This is a genomic window from Streptomyces sp. CB02400, from assembly GCF_001905725.1.
GTDB lineage: Bacteria > Actinomycetota > Actinomycetes > Streptomycetales > Streptomycetaceae > Streptomyces > Streptomyces atrovirens.
Map to the genome: position 1 here is coordinate 11,493 of NZ_LIWB01000029.1, position 19,538 is coordinate 31,030.

General features: G+C 75.3%; 1 protein-coding gene. It reads left to right on the forward strand.

All coding sequences use genetic code 11. The annotated features are described in order from the left end of the window. Nucleotides 1–414: 414 nt before the first annotated feature. Nucleotides 415–19,538, forward strand: a 19,124-nt coding sequence (locus AMK33_RS44840; protein ID WP_073937910.1) for a non-ribosomal peptide synthetase, incomplete at its 3' end; no start/stop codon positions are given.

Sequence of the window (19,538 nt, forward strand, 5' to 3'; positions counted from 1 at the left end):
GAAGCGGCGCCGCGTCGGCTCGATGATGGCATCCGGCCGCGGACGGCGGACACCGCCCCGGACCGTGCCTGTCACCGCGGTTGGGGGAAAGTTCAGCCGGGTGAACAAGAGGTCCCCGCAAGTGATGCCGGGGTGAATGCCGGGCGTGCGCCACAGGCGGAATGCGCAGCTCCTGCCCCGGCGCCGACCGCCGCAAAGGCCCCGCGCGGCGCGGGACAGTTCACCTGAAGATCATTTTCCGCCCGCGGGCACCCCGGCCGGTCAACTTGCCGTGCTAGACACCGAGATGACAGCCGATCACCACGGACCGAGGCCGGCCGAAGCGGTGAATGCCGTGGTCACCGGGGTTTTCCCGGTCCGGTACCGAGGTCGGGTCACGCTCGCCGCTCATCCGTATGCCTGGGAGTTACGCACGTGCTAGACGACCACCCTCGTGGCCTGCCGCTGACTCCGGGGCAGTCGGGCATCTGGTTCGGCCAGCAGCTGGCACCGGAGAGCCGCGCCTACAACCTCGGCATCTACGTCGACATCGCCGGTCCGCTCGACCTCGCGCTGCTGGCCGAGGCGACGCGCCGCTTCCTCGACGAGGCCGACGGGTTCCGCGTCCGGATAGGGGAGCACGACGGTGAACTGCGCCAGTGGGTCGAGCCGACCGGTGCCTGGGAGCAGCTCTTCGTCGACATGTCGGCCGAGGCCGACCCCGAGGCCGCAGCCCACGCCTGGATGAAGGCCGACATGGCACGCCCGCGCCTCCTGGGCCACCCGCCGAACCTCACGAGCGCGGTGATCCGCGTCGCCGAGCAGCGCCACTGGTGGTACTCGGGCATCCACCACCTGATCAGCGACGGGTTCGGCGCGGCGATTGCCGTACGGCGCGCGGCGGCCCTCTACACCGCGCTCTCCGAGGGGCGCGACCCCGCGGAAGGCGCCCTGCGGCCTGTCCGGGAACTGCTCGAGGAGCAGGCGGCCTACCGCGCCTCGGACGACTTCCGCGCCGACCGGGCGTACTGGCTGGAACGGATGGCCGGCCGGCCCGCACCGGTCGGGCTGGCGGGGCGGACCGCGCCGCCTTCCGCCCCGGTGCACCGGCGGACCTCGTGGCTGGGCCCTAGGACCGAGTCGGGGATGCGCAAGGTTGCGCGGAGCGGCCGGTCGAGCTGGCCGGCCGCCTTCGTCGCGGGCGTCATCGCCTATCTGCACCGGATGACCGGGGCGGACGACCTGGTGCTGGGCTTCCCGGTCACCGCGCGCGTCGGTTCCATCGCGGAGTCCGCCCCCGGCATGGTGGCCAACGTCGTCCCGCTGCGGCTGGGGGTGGACCCCGGCCTGACATACGGCGAGCTGACCGCCCGGGTCGCGGCCGAGATGAAGAACGCGGTGCGGCACCAGCGCTATCCGGAGGCGGACCTCGCCCGCGACCTCGGTCTCTCCGCGGGGGGCAGGCTCTACGGGCCGGTCGTCAACGTCATGCCATTCGGCCAGGACTTCACCTTCGGCGCCCTCCGCGGCTCCCTGCGCAGTCTGGCTGTGGGGCCGGTGGCCGACCTGTCGGTCGCCTGCTACGGAGGGCGCCCGGGACAGCGGGGCGCGATCGAGGTCGTGGTCGACGGGAACCCCGGGCTGTACTCGGCCGGTGAACTGACCAGGCACCACGAGCGGTTCCTGCGGCTGCTGGAGAGGCTCACCATGGGGGACGACGCCGCCGCGCGGCCGATCGGCCACGGTGACCTGCTCGACGAGGACGAGCGCCGGCGCGTGCTGGGCGGCTGGTCCGGTGACGCCGGAACCGCCGGGGGGAACGCCCCGGAGAGCGACCCGTGGCGGCTGGTCGAGGCGCAGGCGGCCCGAACCCCGGACGCCGTCGCGGTGACCGCCCGGGGAACGTCCCTGACGTACGGCGAACTGGTCGGCCGGGCGGCCCGGCTGGCCGATGTCCTGGCCGGTCACGGAGTGGGGCCGGAGGACCGCGTGGGGCTGGCGCTGCCACGCTCGGTGGACCTGGTGACCGGCGTACTGGCCTGCCTGCGTGTCGGCGCCGCCTACCTGCCGCTGGACCTGTCGCACCCGGCGGAGCGGCTGGAGCTCATGGTGGCCGAGGCACGGCCGGCCGTGGTCCTGACGACGGCCGAACTGGCCGGGCGAGTGCCGCGGGGACCACGACGCGTGCTGACCGACGGGCCGTGGGACGCCGCCCCCGCCGACGCCCGAACCCATGCTGATGCCCCGGCGGCGGCGGGCGGCGTCGCGGCGCCGCCCGTCACGGTGCACAGTTCGGCCGCGGCGTACGTCGTCTTCACCTCGGGGTCGACAGGACGGCCCAAGGGCGTGGTCGTCCCCAGGGCGAGCCTCGCCAATCTGCTGCTGGACATGGCCGGGCGGGTCGGCCTCGGCGGCGGCGACCGCCTGCTCGCCGTGACCACGCCGGGCTTCGACATCGCCAACCTGGAGCTGCTCGCGCCCCTGGTGGCCGGTGCCGCGGTGGTGGTGGCCGGGCCCGACGAGACACGCGACCCGGCACGGTTGCGGCGACTGCTGCTGACCGAGGGCGTCTCGGTGATGCAGGCGACGCCGAGCCTGTGGCAGGCGGTGTCCGCGGAGGTCGCCCCCGTCCTCGGCGGCGTCCGGGTTCTCGTCGGCGGTGAGGCGCTGTCGGCCGCGCTGGCGCGTGAACTCGTCGCGTCCGCCGCGTCGGTGACCAACGTCTACGGACCCACGGAGACGACGGTCTGGTCGACCGCGGCGGACCTGTCGGCCGAGGACGCCGAAGCGGTGACGGTCACCATCGGACGGCCGATCACCGGTACCGCGGTGTACGTGCTGGACGGGGCGGCGCGACCCGTGCCGCCCGGCGTGGTGGGCGAGCTGTACATCGCCGGCGCCGGACTGGCGCGCGGATATGCGGGGCGGCCCGGCCTGACGGCCGAGCGCTTCGTGGCCGACCCCTTCGGTGCCCCCGGCACCCGCATGTACCGGACCGGCGACCTCGTACGGTGGACGCGGGACGGTCGGCTCGCCTACGCGGGCCGGGCGGACCAGCAGGTCAAGGTGCGCGGACACCGTGTCGAGCCGGGCGAGATCGAGGCCGTGCTCGCGCGGCAGCCCGGCGTGGACCGCGCCGCGGTCGTGCTCCGCGAGGACACGCCGGGCCGACGGCAGCTGACGGCATACCTCGTTCCGGGCACGGAGCCGGTGTCAGACGGACCCGAGCTGGCCGCGGCGCTGGCGCGGCACCTTCCCCCGTACATGGTGCCCGCCGCTTTCATGACCCTCCCGGAACTGCCCCTGACGGCGAACGGCAAGCTCGACCGGGCCGCGCTGCCCGCGCCGGCGGCGGCCGTCCCCGGTGACGGCCGGACGCCACGGACCCCGGCCGAAGAGACCCTCTGCCGGCTCTGCGCCGACCTGCTCGACACACCGGGCGTGAGCATCGACGACGACTTCTTCGCCCTCGGCGGCGACAGCGTCTCGGCGATGCGCCTGGTCGCCGCCGCCCGCCGCGAAGGACTGACCCTCGCCCTACGCGATGTGTTCGAGCACCCGACCATGGCGGACCTCGCCGCCCGCGCGCTCCCAGGGGACGCCGCCTCCCCGGCACCGGAGCCCCCGGACGCCGCCCCGTTCACCGAGGCGGAACTCCGGCTCCTGCGCGCCCGTTACCCGCGACTCGCGGACGCCCTGCCCCTGACCCCCGTACAACAGGGCCTGCTGTTCCAGTCCCTGCACGACGCGCAGGCCGCCGGGGACGACGACTACACCGTGCAGCTCGGCTTCACGGTCGAGGGCCCGCTGGACGGGCACCGGCTGCGTGCGGCCTGGCGCGCCCTGCTGCGCCGGCACCCCGCCCTGCGCTCCGCGTTCGTCGCCGACGCCGCCGACGTACCGGTGCAAGTGGTGCTCGACGACGTCGAGCTGCCCTGGCGCGACGTGGACCTCACACAGCCGCCCACGGACACCGACGAGCGGGAGCGGGACCGGCGGCTGCGGCAGGTCGCCGCCGAGGAGCGGGCCGGACGCTTCGACCTGGCGCGCCCCCCGCTGCTGCGGATCGCCCTGGTGCGGCTCGCCCCCGAGCGGCACGCCGTGCTCTTCACCCACCACCACATGTTGCTCGACGGCTGGTCGCTGCCCCTGCTGGGCCGTGAGCTGTTCGCGCTGTACCACGACGAGTCCCTGCCGCCGGTGACCCCGGCACGCGCCTACCTGTCCTGGCTCGGACGGCAGGACCGCGACGCGGCCCGTGCCGAGTGGAGCGCCGCGCTCGACGGGCTCGACGCACCGACGCTCCTCGTGCCGGACGCCGCCGGAGCGGCGGAGCCGGCGCAGGGCCGGTACACCGTCGGCCTGCCGGCCCGTACCACCGACGCCCTGCGGAACCTGGCCGCCGCGCACGGCCTCACCCTCAACACCGTCGTCCAGGGGGCCTGGGCGCTCCTCCTGGCCGGGCTGACCGGACGCGACGACGTCGTGTTCGGCACCACGGTCGCCAGCCGTCCCGGCGGGATCGACGGGGCCGAGACCATGATCGGACTGTTCGTCGACACCGTCCCCGTACGCGTTCGGCTGCGTCCGGCGGACGACCTGCTCGGTGTCCTGCGCGGGATGCAGCGCCGGCAGGCGCGCCTCACGGCCGCCGCGCACCTGGGCCTGCCGGACATCACCCGCCCGACCGGGCTCGACCGGCTCTTCGACACCGTCCTGACCTTCGAGAACTTCCCCGTCGACCCGGCCGCCTTCCGGCCGGGCCCCGGCCTCGGCATCACCGATCCGCACGTCCACGCGGGCACCCACTACGCGCTGACCCTGCTGGTGGTGCCGGAGACCACCGGACTCAGCCTGCGGTTCGGCTACCGGACCGGCGCCTTCTCGCCGGAGGACGTCGCCCTCGTCGGCGAACGGCTGGTGCGGCTGCTCCAAGGGCCGCTCGCCGACCCCACCCGGACCGTCGGTGCCGTCGACGTGCTCCTCCCGGAGGAGCGGCGGCAGGTGCTGGAGGAGTGGAACGACACCGCCGTGCCGCTGCCGCCCGTCACCGTGCCCGAACTGGTCGCGGCACAGGCGGCGGCCACACCCGACGCGACCGCCGTGGTGTACGGGGACGGCGGGGACGGTCCCGAAGAGCTGACGTACGCCGAGTTCGACGCCCGGGTGGCGGCGCTCGCGGCGCTGCTGCGCGAGCGCGGGGCCGTGCCCGAGACCCGTGTGGCCGTCGCCGTGCCGCGTTCGGCGGACCTGCTCGTCGCCGTCCACGCCGTGCTGCACGCGGGCGCGGTGTACGTGCCGGTGGACCCGGACCTGCCGGCGGAGCGAATCGGGCTGCTGCTGGACGAGGCGGCCCCGGCCTGCGTCCTCACCACGCGCGCCCTCGTCGAGAGGTTCCCCCGCCTGGGCGGCCCGGACACAGTCCTCCTCGGGGACGGCACGCCCGCCGGCGGCGAGGGAGCCTTGTGCTCGCCGGTCCCCGTGGCGCACGGCTCGGCCGCGTACATGATCTTCACCTCGGGCTCGACCGGCCGCCCGAAGGGCGTCGTCGTCTCCCACGAGGCCATCGCCAACCGGGTGATGGGCATGCAGCGGGAGTTCGCCCTGACCGCCGACGACCGAGTGCTGCACAAGACGCCCGTCGGGTTCGACGTGTCCGTGTGGGAACTGCTGTGGCCGCTGACCACGGGCGCCACGGTGGTCGTGGCGCGCCCCGGCGGGCACCGCGACCCGGAGTACCTGGCGGCGGCCGTCGAGACCCACCGGGTGACGACGGTGCACTTCGTCCCGTCGATGCTCCGGGTGTTCCTCGACGCCCTCGACGAGCCCGCCGCAGCAGCGGTGGGGGCCGGGTTGCGGCGCGTGATCTGCAGCGGTGAGGCGCTCGAGGCCGAACTCGCCGACACCTGCCTCGGCCTCCTCGGCGTTCCGCTGTTCAACCTCTACGGGCCGACCGAGGCGGCCATCGACGTCACCCGGTGGAGCTGCGTCCCCGCCGGGACGGGCACGGTCCCCATCGGCGGTCCGGTGAACAACACCCGGGTGTACGTGCTCGACGCGGCGCTCCGGCCGGTCGCCCCGGGCGTCGCGGGCGAACTGTACCTGGCGGGACGCCAGCTCGCCCGCGGTTACCCGGCCCTGCCCGGGACGACCGCGCTCCGCTTCGTGGCCGACCCCTTCGGCCCCGCGGGCAGCCGCATGTACCGCACCGGCGACCTGGCCCGGTGGCGCGGCGACGGCACACTGGAGTACCTGGGTCGGACCGACCACCAGGTCAAGATCCGGGGGGTGCGCGCCGAGCCCGCCGAGATCGAGGCCGCGCTCGCCGGGCACCCGGCGGTGAGCCGGGCCGCGGTGATCGTGCGGGAGGACGAGCCGGGCCGGCCGCAGCTCACCGCCTACGTGGTGCCGGCCCTCCACGGGCGTGACACGGATGGGCCCGGGTCCGAGCAGGAACAGGCACAGGTGCAGGAGTGGAACGCCGTCTGGGAGTCGGTCTACGCGCCCGCCGCCCGGACACCTTCCGCACCGGGCGCCACCGGCGAACCCCCCGCCTTCGGCGACGACTTCTCCAGCTGGGACAGCAGCTACGACGGCCGGCCCCTCCCGCACCGGGAGATGAGCCGCTGGCGCGACGCGACCGTGGAGCGGATCCGCGCCCTGCGTCCCGTCCGCCTGCTGGAGATCGGCGTCGGCGCGGGCCTGCTGCTGTCGCGGCTCGCCGGGGACACCGAGACCTACTGGGCGACCGACTTCTCCACCGGGGTGATCGGCACGCTGCGCGACCGGCTGCCCGGCCACCTCACCGGCCGCGTCACCCTGCGGCACCAGGCGGCGGACGACACCGGGGGCCTGCCCACCGGGTTCTTCGACACCGTCGTACTGAACTCGGTGATCCAGTACTTCCCGGACGCCGGCTACCTGGACCGGGTGGTTCAAGCCGTCACACCGCTGCTGGCACCCGGCGGGCGGATCTTCGTCGGCGACGTACGGGACCTGCGGACCGCCCGCGTCTTCGAGACGGAGAAGCACCTCGTCCGCCTCCCTCCGGGCCGGCACACCGGCACCGCGGAGCTGCGCCGCTCCATCGGCCGGGCCCTGCTGAACGAGAACGAACTCCTTGTCGACCCCGCCTGGTTCACCGGCCGGACCGGCCCCGGCGGCCCCTTCACCGCCGCGGACGTCCAGGTGAAGCGGGGCGGGTACCGCAACGAACTGAGCCGCTACCGCTACGACGTCGTCCTGCACACGGCCCCGGCGGCCGTGGCGGCGCTGCCGGCCGACAGCCACGACGCCGGCGACGGAACGGACCTGGACGCACTGCGGCACACCCTGTCCACGGCCCGTCCGGCCCGACTGCGCGTGTCGGGGCTCCCCGACGAGCGCACCGCCCGGCAGGTCCTGGCGGCCCGGCGGCTGGACGATGGGGCCGAGCCCGCCCATGCCGCGCGCCTCCTCGCGGACGACGTCCCGGTGCCCGGCGCGGTGGATCCCGAGGACCTGTACACCCTCGCCGAGGAACTGGGCTACCGGGTGGCCGTGGCGCCGTCGGTGACCGGCCCCGGCGCGGTGGACGCCGTCTTCCGGCGCACGGACAGCCCGGACTCCCCGACCGGTGAGGCCACCGCGGACGCCGTGACCGGCGAAGTGCTGTGCGCCTACCGGGCCACGACGGAACCCGTCCCGGCCCGGGCACGACACACCAACGATCCGGGCCTCGCCCACGGGCTCGCCGCGCTCCCGGCCGAACTGCGGACCCTCGCCGAACGCACCCTGCCCGACGCCCTCGTGCCCGCCGCCTTCGTGGTGCTGGCGGAGCTGCCGCTCACCACGAACGGCAAGCTGGACCGCGTTGCCCTTCCGGTGCCGGACTTCGCGGCCGCACCGGGCAGTCGGGCGCCGCGCGACGCGACCGAACAGGCCCTGTGCGCCGCCTTCGCCCGGCTGCTGGGGGTCCCGCACGTGGGGATCGACGACAGTTTCTTCGCGCTGGGCGGCGACAGCGTGCTGGCCATGCGGCTGGTGGGCGCCGCGCGCCGGGCGGGGATCGGCCTGGCCGTCCGCGACGTCTTCGCACACCCCACCGTCGCGGCCCTCGCCTCCGTGGCGCGGGAGACCGAGGAAACCGACGCCGCCGAAGCGCCGGAAGCGGCACGCGAGGAGCCCCTGCTGCCGCTGCCGGCGCCGGTGCGGGAGCGGCTGACCGCCCCGTACCCGGGCCCGGCGGACATGCCCGTCCTCCCGCTGACGCCGTTGCAGGAAGGACTGCTCTTCGAGTCCCTGACCGCCGCACAGGCCGGGGAGGACGGTCCGGCCCGGGCGGACGACTACACCGTCCAGCTGTCGCTCACGCTGGACGGCCCCCTCGACCCGGCCCGGCTGCGCACCGCCTGGACCCGGCTGCTGGCCCGGCACGGCAGCCTGCGGGCCGCCTTCCTGCACGACGCGGACGCGGGCCCGGTGCAGATCGTCTCCGGCGAGACGGAACCGCCCTGGCGGGAGACGGACCTGTCCACGACCGACGGGCCGGAACGGGAGTCACGGCTCGCCGAACTGCGGACCGCGGAGCGACAGGCCCCGTTCGACCCGGCGCGGCCGCCGCTGCTGCGCGTGGCGCTGGCCCGGCTGGCCCCGCACCGGCACACGATGATCGTGACCTACCACCACATCCTGCTCGACGGCTGGTCACAGCCGCTGCTGCTGAACGAACTGCTGACCGCCTACGCCGAGCCGGACTCCCTCCCCCCGGCGCCGCCCCAGTTCGACCGGTACCTGTCCTGGCTCGCCCGGCAGGACAAGGACGCGGCACGGCGGGCGTGGCGGCAGGCGCTCGACGGCGCCGAACCGACCCTCGTGGTGCCGGTGACCGGCAGCCGGGCGGACCACGGCACCGGCGGTACGGCGCACACACCCGGGCACGGGGTCGTGGAGCGCCTGTTGCCCCCGGAGCTGACGTCCCGCCTGACCGCGCACTGCCGCCGCCACGACCTGACACCGGCCACCCTGGTACAGGGCGCGTGGGCCACCCTGATCGGCGCGCTGACGGGGCGCGACGACGTCGTCCTCGACGCTCCGAACGCGGGCCGTCCGGCCGACGTCGAGGACGTGGAGTCCGTCATCGGCCTGTTCATCAGCACCGTTCCGGTGCGGGTGCGCCTCGACCCGGTGCGGCCGATGGCCGCCGTTCTGCGCCGGCTGCAGGACGAGCAGTCCCGCCTCGCCGCCCACCAGCACCTCGGACTGCCGGAGATCCAGCGGCAGACCGGTGCCGGAGCACTCGCCGACACGATGGTGGTGTTCCTCAACTTCCCGCTGGACCCGGCCGTGTTCCGGCCGGCGGACGGCATCCGGGTCTCCGCCGTCGACGGCGGGGTGGCCACGGGCTACCCGCTGCGGCTGCTCGCCACCCCCGGCGAACGGCTGCACCTCACCCTCGGCCACCACACCTCCGCCTACGACCGGGCCGCCGCCGAAGCGCTCATGGACCGGCTGGTGCGCCTCTTCGAGGAGCTCGGCGACGGCCTGGACCGGCCCGTCGGCCGCGCCGGCGTCCTCACCCCGCGCGAACGCGGCCGGCTGCTGACCGCCTGGCAGGGAGCACAGGACGGAACCACGGCGGCCGGTATCGTCACCGGCGTCCTCGAGGACCGGGCGGCCACCGCCCCCGACGCCCCGGCGGTCCTCTTCGGGGACGAGCGGCTCACCCACCGCGCACTGCACGCCCGCGCCAACCGCCTCGCCCGCCTGCTCGTCGCCCGGGGCGCCGGACCCGAACGGACCGTCGCCGTCGCGGTACCCCGCTCCCCGGACCTGGTGGTGGCCCTGCTGGCGGTCCTCAAGACCGGCGCGGCGTACCTCCCGGTGGACCCCGGTTACCCGGCGGACCGCATCGCGTACATGCTCGGCGACGCCGGGCCGGTGACGGTGCTGACCACCGCCGGGGCGGCCGCGTCGCTCCCCGAGGACGTCCGCCCCGGCGCCGTACGGCTCGACGCCCCGGACACCCGACGCGCGCTGCGCGCCCTGCCGGACGGCGACCCCGCCGACGACGAGCGCACCGCGCCGCTGAGGCCCGGCCACCCGGCCTACGTCATCCACACCTCGGGTTCCACCGGGCGGCCCAAGGCGGTCGTGGTGCCGCACCAGGGAGTCGCCGCCTACTTCTCGTACCTGACGTCCGGGATCGCGCGGCTCGGCCCCGACGACGTCGTGCTCAACCTGGCGTCCGTTTCCTTCGACCCCTCGGTGCGCGACATCCTGGGCACCCTGGCCGCCGGCGGACGTGTCGTCATGGTGCCGTCCGACGAGGCCAACGACGCACGCGCCCTCGTCCGCGCCATGCACCGCCACCGGGTCACCGTGCTGCTCTCCGTCGTACCGTCCCTGCTGGCCGCCCTGAACGAGGAGGCGGCACAACTGCCGGTCGGCGAACGCCCCTCCCCGCGGCTGGTGATGACCTGCGGCGAAGCGCTCACCGAAAGCCATCTCCAACAGACGGCCGCCCTCGGGAACCCGCTGGTCGTCAACCAGTACGGGCCCACCGAGGCGACCATGAGCAGCACCTTTCAGGCGGTGGACGAGCCCGGGGCACGACGGTCCGGCGGGCGCTTCCTGATCGGCCGTCCCCGCCCGGGCGTCCGCGCCTACGTCCTGGACCACCGGCTGCGCATGGTCCCCGCCGGAACGCCCGGCGAGCTCTACCTGGCCGGCCCCGGCGTCACCCGGGGTTACGCGGGCCGCCCCGGCGCGTCCGCCGAGCGCTTCCTCGCCGACCCGTACGGCGGGCCCGGCACCCGCATGTACCGCACCGGCGACCTGGCCCGCTGGACCGCGGACGGCCGCCTGGACCACCTCGGCCGCGCCGACCACCAGGTCAAGGTGCGTGGCCACCGCGTCGAACCCGGCGAGATCGAGGCGGTCCTGGAGCGCCACGGGGCGGTCGTCCGCGCCGTGGTGGACGCACGCCGGGACACACCCGGGGGCGACCTCCGACTGATCGCCTACGTCGTCCTGGAGACCGCAACCAGAACCGGAACCGGAACCAGGCCCGAGAGCGTCCTGGCCCAGGCCGAGCTGCGCCGCCACGCCGCGGCCGACCTGCCCGGCTACATGGTGCCCGCCGCGTTCGTCGTCCTGGACCGGCTGCCGCTCACCCCCAACGGCAAGGTCGACCGCCGCGCCCTGCCCGGCCCCGGCGCCGCGGACGACTCCGCGGCGGACGGCGGCCGTGAGGCGCGTACCCCCCTCGAGGAAGTGCTGTGCGGCCTGTACGCGCGGCTCCTCGGCGCCGGCCGGATCGGCATCGACGACAGCTTCTTCGACCTGGGCGGACACTCGCTGCTCGCCACCCGCCTCGTCACCCACATACGCAACGCGCTCGGCGCCGACCTGTCGGTCCGCACCGTCTTCGAGGCCCCCACGATCGCGGAACTCGCCGAACGCGTCGCCGCCGCTGCCGGCGCCCCGCCCCGCCCCCGTCCCGCCGCCGGCCCCAGGCCCGACGACATCCCGCTGTCCTCCGCCCAGCGCCGCCTGTGGTTCCTGCACCGGTTCGCCGAGGGCGCCACGGACGGCTACCACATGCGGGTGGTGCTGAGACTGCGCGGTCCCCTCGACCTCCCCGCGCTGCGCGCCGCGCTCGCCGACCTGACCGCCCGTCACGAGGCGCTGCGCACCGTCTTCCCCGACGTCGACGGCCGCCCCCGCCAGGAGGTACTGGACGCCTGCGACGAGCGGACCCGCCCGGAACCGGAGGCGGTCCGCGTCACGCAGACGGACCTGACCGCCGAACTGGAGCGGACCGTCCGCCGGCCCTTCGACCTGGCCGCCGAGATCCCGCTGCGGGCGGCCCTGTTCGAGCTGGGGGAGGACGACCACGTCCTGGCGCTGGTGCTGCACCACATCGCCGCCGACGGCTGGTCGTTCGGACCGCTGGCGGCCGACCTGTCCGCCGCTTACCGCAGCCGTACGCAAGGGCGGGCGCCCGACTGGGCCCCGCTGCCCGTCCAGTACGCCGACTACAGCCTGTGGCAGCACGACCTGCTCGCCGACGACGGCGCGGACGGGGTGACGGGACGTCAGCTCACGTACTGGCGGCAGCGGCTCGCGGATCTGCCGGACCGCATCGACCTGCCCGTGGACCCCGCCGCCGCGTCCGGTGGCACCACCGCCGTCGCACCGGACGGTTCCACCGGCACCGCACCTGGCGGCTCGTACCTCTTCCGCATCCCGGCACCGCTCCACACCCGCCTGGCGGAGCTGGCTCGCGAGCACTCCGCCACCGTCTTCATGACGCTCCAGGCCGCCCTCGCCGCGCTGCTGACCCGCCTCGGCTCCGGTACGGACATCCCGCTCGGCACGGCCGTGGCCGGGCGCGGCGACGAGGTGCTGGAGGACCTCGTCGGCTGTTTCGTCAACACGCTCGTCCTGCGCACCGACACCAGCGGCGACCCGGACTTCCGCGAGCTGCTGCGGCGGGTGCGGGAGACCGACCTCACCGCCTACGCCCACCAGGACGTGCCCTTCGAGCGTCTCGTCGACCACCTGGGCGTGGCCCGCGCCCTGGACCGCAACCCGCTGTTCCAGGTGATGCTGGCCGCCCAGCCCGAGCTCACCCGCGACGCCGTCGAGCTCCCCGGCCTCACCGTCGAGCCGATCCGCGTCGGCGCCGCCACCGCCCGCTTCGACCTCTCCTTCAACATGGCCGAGCACCGCACCCCCGAGGGCGCTCCGGACGGGATCGACGGCCGTGTCGAATACCGCGCGGACCGCTTCACCCCCGCAGCGGTACGGCTTCTCGCCCGGCGCTGGACCCGGCTCCTGGAGTCCTTCGCCGACGACCCGGACCTCACCGTGTCCCGGGCCGCCACCACCGCCGCCGACGAACGCCGACGCGTACTCACCGACTGGAACGACACCGCCATGCACGTCCCGTCCGCCACCGTGCCCGAACTCCTCGCCGACCGCGTCGCGCGCACCCCGCACGCCGAGGCCGTCGTCTGTGGTGCCGACCGGCTCACCTACGCGCAGCTGGACACCCGTGTCGACGCCCTCGCCCGCCGCCTGCGCGCGCTCGGGGCCCGGCCGGAGCGCCGCGTCGCGGTGCTCGTCCCGCGCTCGGCCGACCTGCCCGTGGCCCTGCACGCGGTCCTGCGCGCCGGTGCCGCGTACGTGCCCGTGGACCCTGGCCTCCCGGCCGGGCGCATCGCCTTGCTGCTCGCCGACACCGACCCGGTGTGCGTGGTGACCACTCAGGTGACGCGTGACCTGCTGCCCCCCGCCGTGCAGGCCCCGGTCCTGCCGCTCGACGGGCCGCCCGGACCACAGGACGACGCCTCCGGGCCCGCCGCCGGGTTCGCGGCGCCGCACCGCGACAGCACCGCCTACGTCATCCACACCTCCGGCTCGACGGGACGCCCCAAGGGCGTCGCCGTCCCGCACCGGGCCGTCGTCAACCGTCTGTGGGGCATGCAGGAGCAGTACGGTCTCCGGTCCGACGACCGGGTGCTGCACAAGGCCTCCGCCGGCTTCGACGTCTCCGTGTGGGAGCTGTTCTGGCCGGTGCTCGCCGGCGCCGCCGTGGTCGTCGCCGAGCCCGAGGCGCACCGCGACCCCGCCCGGCTCGCCGAGCTGATACGGGACCGGTCCGTCACCACCGCGCACTTCGTGCCGACCGTCCTGCGCGCCTTCCTGGACCAGCCGGCCGCCGCCGGCTGCACCGGGCTGCGCCGGGTGTTCTCGGGCGGCGAGGCCCTGCCCGCCGGCCTCGTACGGCGCTTCCACGACGTGCTCGGCGCCTCGGGTGTGGCTCTGTTCAACCAGTACGGTCCCACCGAGGCCACCGTCGACGTCACCTGGTGGCGCTGCCCCGCCGACCCCGAGGGCCCGCCGCCGCTCGGCCGGCCGGTCGCCAACACCCGCCTGTACGTCCTCGACGCGGCCCTGGAGCCGGTGCCGCCGGGCGCCCCCGGCGAGCTGTGGATCGCCGGTGCCCAGCTGGCCCGCGGCTACCTGGGCCGCCCCGGTGCCACGGCGGAGAGCTTCGTCGCCGACCCCTTCGGGCCGCCCGGCGCCCGGATGTACCGCAGCGGCGACCTCGCCCGTTGGACGGAGAACGGCGAACTGGAGTACCTGGGCCGTGTCGACGACCAGGTCAAGATCGGCGGCGTACGCGTCGAGCCGGGCGAGGTGGCGGCCGCGCTCGGCGAGCAGGAGGGCGTGGGCGCCGCCGTGGTCGTGGCCCACGAGGCTCCCTCCGGCGGCCGGCGTCTGGTCGGCTACGTCGTGCCCGGGCGGGGCCGCGCCCTGGACGGGGGACAGGTGCGCCGCCGGGCCGCCGACACCCTGCCCGAGCACCTGGTCCCCGCCGAGATCATGGTGCTCGACGCTCTCCCCGTCACCGCCAACGGCAAGCTGGACCGCGCGGCCCTGCCCGTGCCCGACCCCACCGGTACGGAGGACGGAGGACGCGCGCCGGGCACCCCGGCCGAGGAGACCCTCCGCGGCATCTTCGCCGAACTGCTCGGCGTCGGCGCCGGGAACGTGGGCGTGGACGACGGGTTCTTCGCGTTGGGCGGGGACAGCATCATGTCGATCCAGTTGGTCAGCCGGGCGCGGCGGGCCGGCCTGGTCCTCACCCCGCGCGACGTCTTCACCCATCAGACGGTGGCCGAACTCGCCCGGATCAGCGGGCGCGCGGACGACCGGCCGGACGTCCGCGCCGAGGACGACGGGACGGGACCCGTCGAACTCACTCCGATCGCCCACAGGCTGCGCGAGCGCCGCGGACCCGTCGACGCCTTCCACCAGTCGGTGTTCCTGCGGGTGCCGGCGGGGCTGGGGGAGGAGCGGCTGGCGGCGGCGGTGCGGGCGCTGCTGGACCACCACGACGCCCTGCGGCTGCGGCTGACCCGGACGGCGGGCGGACTGGTCTGGGCGCTGGAGGTGGGCGAGCGGGGTTCGGTGGACGCCGCCGGGTGCGTGCGCCGGGTGCCTCTCGCCGGTGCCGATGTGGCGGGGGAGAGGCGCGCGGCGGTGGCGCGGCTGGCGCCGGAGTCCGGTGTGGTGGCGCAGGTGGTGTGGTTCGACGCGGGTCCGGAGGCGCCGGGCCGGCTGCTGGTCGTGGCGCACCACCTGGCGGTGGACGGGGTGTCGTGGCGCATCCTGGTGCCGGATCTGCGGCAGGCGTGGGAGGCGGTGGCGGCGGGTGAGCCGGTGCGGCTGGACCCGGTGGGCACGTCGTTCCGGCGCTGGGCGGGGTTGCTCGGCGAACGGGCGCAGGACCCGGCGCTGCTGGAGGAACTCCCCTACTGGACCGACACGTTCGCGGCCCCGGAGCCGCTGCTCGGTTCCCGCTCGCTGAGCCCCGTACAGGACACGGTGGGCACGGCACGGCAGCTCACGGTGAGGCTGTCCGGTGCGTACACGGGTCCGCTGCTGTCGTCCGTCCCGGCCGCCTTCCACGGCGGGGTCGACGACGTGCTGCTGGGCGCGCTGGCCCTCGCGGTACGTCAGTGGCGCGAGGCACGCGGGGCCGACGCCGACGGCGGGGTCCTGATCGACCTGGAGGGCCACGGCCGCGACACCGACCGGCCGGACGTGGACCTCTCCCGCACGGTGGGCTGGTTCACCCGCGTCCACCCCGTACGGCTCGACGTCACGGGCGACGATCCCGTGGACGCCGTCAAGCAGGCCAAGGAGCAGCTCGGCCGGGTGCCGGGCCGGGGCTTCGGCCACGGCCTGCTGCGCTACCTCAACCCGCAGACGGCCCCGCTCCTGACGCACTGCGCCCAGCCGCAGATCGGCTTCAACTACCTCGGCCGTACGACCACGTCGTCGTCCACGCCGGAGAACGGCGACTGGACGGTGGCCGACGACACGCACGGGCTGGGCGCCGGCACCGATCCGGCCACCCCGCTGCTGCACGCGCTCGACGTCAACGCCGTCGCGAAGGACGGCCCCGACGGCCCGGTGCTGTCGGCGACGTTCGCGTGGGCGGGCGGTCTGCTCGACGAGGCCGAGGTGCGGGAGCTGGCCGAGCGGTGGCTGCGGGCCCTGGAGACCCTGGCGGACAAGGGCACGGATGCCAGGGCCGGTGGCCACACGCCGTCCGACTTCCCCCTCGTGTCCCTGACCCAGGAGCAGGTGGAGGCCCTGGAGGCCGCCCACCCGGGCCTGGAGGACGTCCTCCCGCTCTCCCCGCTCCAGGAGGGCCTGCTCTTCCACGCCGTCTACGACGGCGGCGAGAGCGACGTCTACACCCCGCAGCTCTGCCTGGACCTCGAAGGACCGCTCGACGCGGACGCGCTCAGGGCCGCCTGTACGGCGCTGCTGGCCCGCCACGCCAACCTGCGGGCCGCGTTCGTCCACGACCTCACGGACACCCCCGTCCAGGTGATCGCCCGCGACCCCGGACTCCCGTGGCGGACGGCCGACCTGAGCGGCCTGCCCGACACCGCGCAGGCCGCGGAGAGCGACCGGATCGCGGACGCGGAGCTCGCCGAGCGCTTCGACCCGGTGCGCCCGCCCCTGTTGAGGGCCGCGCTGCTCCGCCTCGGCGACAAGCGCCACCGACTGGTCCTGACACACCATCACCTCCTGCTGGACGGCTGGTCGGTGCCCGTCCTGGCCCGGGACCTGTTCGCCCTGTACGCGGCCGGGGGACCGGCGGCCACGCTGCCCCGGGTCGCCCCCTACGGCGACTACCTGCGCTGGCTGGCCGCGCAGGACCGCGACGGGGCGCACGCCGCCTGGGCCCGGGCCCTGGACGGGGTGGACGAGCCCACGCTCGTCGCCCCCGCCGCCTCCGACCGGACGGCGCCGGCCGCGCGCCCCGGACAGGTGCACCCCGAGCTCCCCGAGGGCCTCGCCACCCGCCTCGTCACCTGGGCCAGGTCCCGCGGGCTCACCGTCAACACCGTCCTCCAGGGCGCCTGGGCGCTGCTGCTGTCCCGGCTGACCGGCCGTGACGACGTGGTCTTCGGCACGACGGTGTCCGGCCGGCCGCCGGAGGTGCCCGGCATCGAGACCATGGCGGGCCTGTTCATCAACACCCTGCCCGTCAGGGCGCGGCTGGACCAGGACCGGACCCTCGAGGAACTGCTGCGCGCGCTCCAGGGCGAGCAGGCGGAGCTGATGGCCCACCAGTACCTGGGTCTGAGCGACATCCACCGCCTGGCCGGAGTGCCGCGCCTCTTCGACTCGGCCATGGTCTACGAGAACTACCCGGTCGACGAGAAGGCCACGGCCCTCACCGGCACGTCCCTCACCCTCACCCGCGCACAGACCCGTGAGGCGGCCCACTACCAGCTCATGCTGATGGCCGCACCGCACGAGCGGGGACTGTCCCTGCGCATCGAGTACGCGCCCGCCGCGTTCGGGGACGAAGAGGCCCGTGTGATCGCCGACCGGTTCGTCCGGGTGCTGCGGGCGTTCGTGGACGAGCCCCACCGGACCGCCGGCACGGTCGACGTCCTCACCGCAGAGGAGCGGCACCGCATCCTCACCGACTGGAACGACGCCGAGGGCGCCGCGGACTCGGAGAGGCCCGCGACGAGCCTCGTCGAGGCGTTCGCCGCCCAGGTGGCGCGTACGCCGGAGGCCGTGGCCGTCCGCTGGGACGGTGGCGTGCGGACGTACCGCGGACTCGACGAGCGGGCGGACCGGCTCGCGGCGCGGCTGGCGGCCCTCGGCGTCGGCCCCGAGGACCGCGTCGCCCTGCTGATGGACCGCTCGCCGGAGGTCGTGACGGCGATCCTCGGCGTGCTGAAGACCGGGGCGGCCTACGTGCCCCTCGCCCCCGACCTGCCTACGGCCAGGCTGGACACGATGCTGCGGCAGACCGGGGCGTCGGTCGTCGTCACGGACGACTCCCACCGCGGCACGGCACCCGTCCTGCTGCCCCGGGCCGACCACTTCGTCACGGTGACCGACGAGGATCCACGGCAGGCCGGGGGAGCCGTACGCCCCGACGCGCGCCCCCACCCGGACAACGCCGCCTACGTGATGTTCACGTCCGGCTCCACGGGCGAGCCGAAGGGCGTGACGGCCACCCACCGCGGTGTGGTGAGCCTGGCCACGGACCGCCACTGGAGGACCGGGACCGCGTTCGGCCCCGACCGCCCGATCCGCACGCTGCTGCACTCGCCGTACGGTTTCGACCCCTCCACCTGCGAGCTGTGGACCCCGCTGCTGAACGGCGGGGAGGTCGTGGTGGCCCCGCCCGGCGACCCGGACGTGGCGGCCGTCGCGCGGGCGGTCCGCGAGCACGGCGTGACCCTGCTCCTGCTGACGGCCGGACTCTTCCGCGTCGTGGCCGAGGAGGAGCCGGGCTGCCTCGTCGGCGTCCGCGAGGTGATGGTCGGCGGCGACGTCGTCACGGCCGCCACCGTGCGCAGGGTGCTGGAACACTGCCCCGGCACCGTCGTCACCGACGCGTACGGTCCGACCGAGATCACCGTGTACGCCACCGCCCACACCATGGAGGACCGGAGCGCGGTCCCGTCGGCCGTGCCGATCGGCCGGGCCCGCGACGGCATGCGGGCCTACGTGCTCGACGGCCGGCTGCGGCCGGTGCCGCCCGGCGTGCCGGGTGAGCTGTACATCGCCGGTGACGCGCTGGCACGCGGCTACCTGAACTGGTTCGCACAGACCGCCGAACGGTTCGTCGCCGATCCGTTCGGGCCGGCCGGCACCCGTATGTACCGCACGGGCGACCTGGTGCGCTGGACGCCGGACGGGGTGCTGGAGTTCCTCGGCCGGGCCGACCAGCAGGTCAAGATCCGCGGCTTCCGCATCGAACTCGGCGAGACCGAGGCGGTCCTCGGCGAGCAGGACGGGGTGGCGGACGCCGTCGTCCTGGTGCACCGGGCGCCCTCCGGGGCCAAGCACCTCACCGGCTACGTCGTGCCCGAACCGGGCCGCGTCCTCGACACCGGACGTCTGAGGGCCCTGGCCGCCGAACGGCTCCCGGAGTACGCACTCCCGGGCACCTTGCTCGTCCTGGACGAGCTTCCCCTGACCCGGCACGGAAAGCTGGACCGCGCCGCCCTGCCGGTGCCGCACCAGGAGGAGGCGGGCGGGGGCAGGGAGCCCCGCACGGAGCGGGAGGCACTGCTCTGCGCCCTGTTCGCGGAGGTGCTGGGCGTCGAGCGGGTCGGCGCGGACGACGGGTTCTTCGCGCTGGGCGGGGACAGCATCATGTCGATCCAGCTGGTGAGCCGGGCGCGGCGGGCCGGTCTCGTCCTCACCCCGCGCGACGTCTTCGAGCAGCAGAACCCCGCCGCACTGGCCCACGTGTGCCGGGACGCCGACGGACCCGCCACCCGGGCGGAGGACGACGGCACGGGTCCGGTGGAGTCGACCCCGGTGATGCGCTGGCTGCGGGAGTGGCGGGGCACGGTCGAGGGCTTCCAGCAGTCGGTGTTCCTGCGGGTGCCGGCGGGGCTGGGGGCGGAGCGGCTGGCGGCGGCGGTGCGGGCGCTGCTGGACCACCACGACGCGTTGCGGCTGATGGTTCCCGCGGACCCGGACGGGACGCCGGAGGTGGGCGAGCGTGGTTC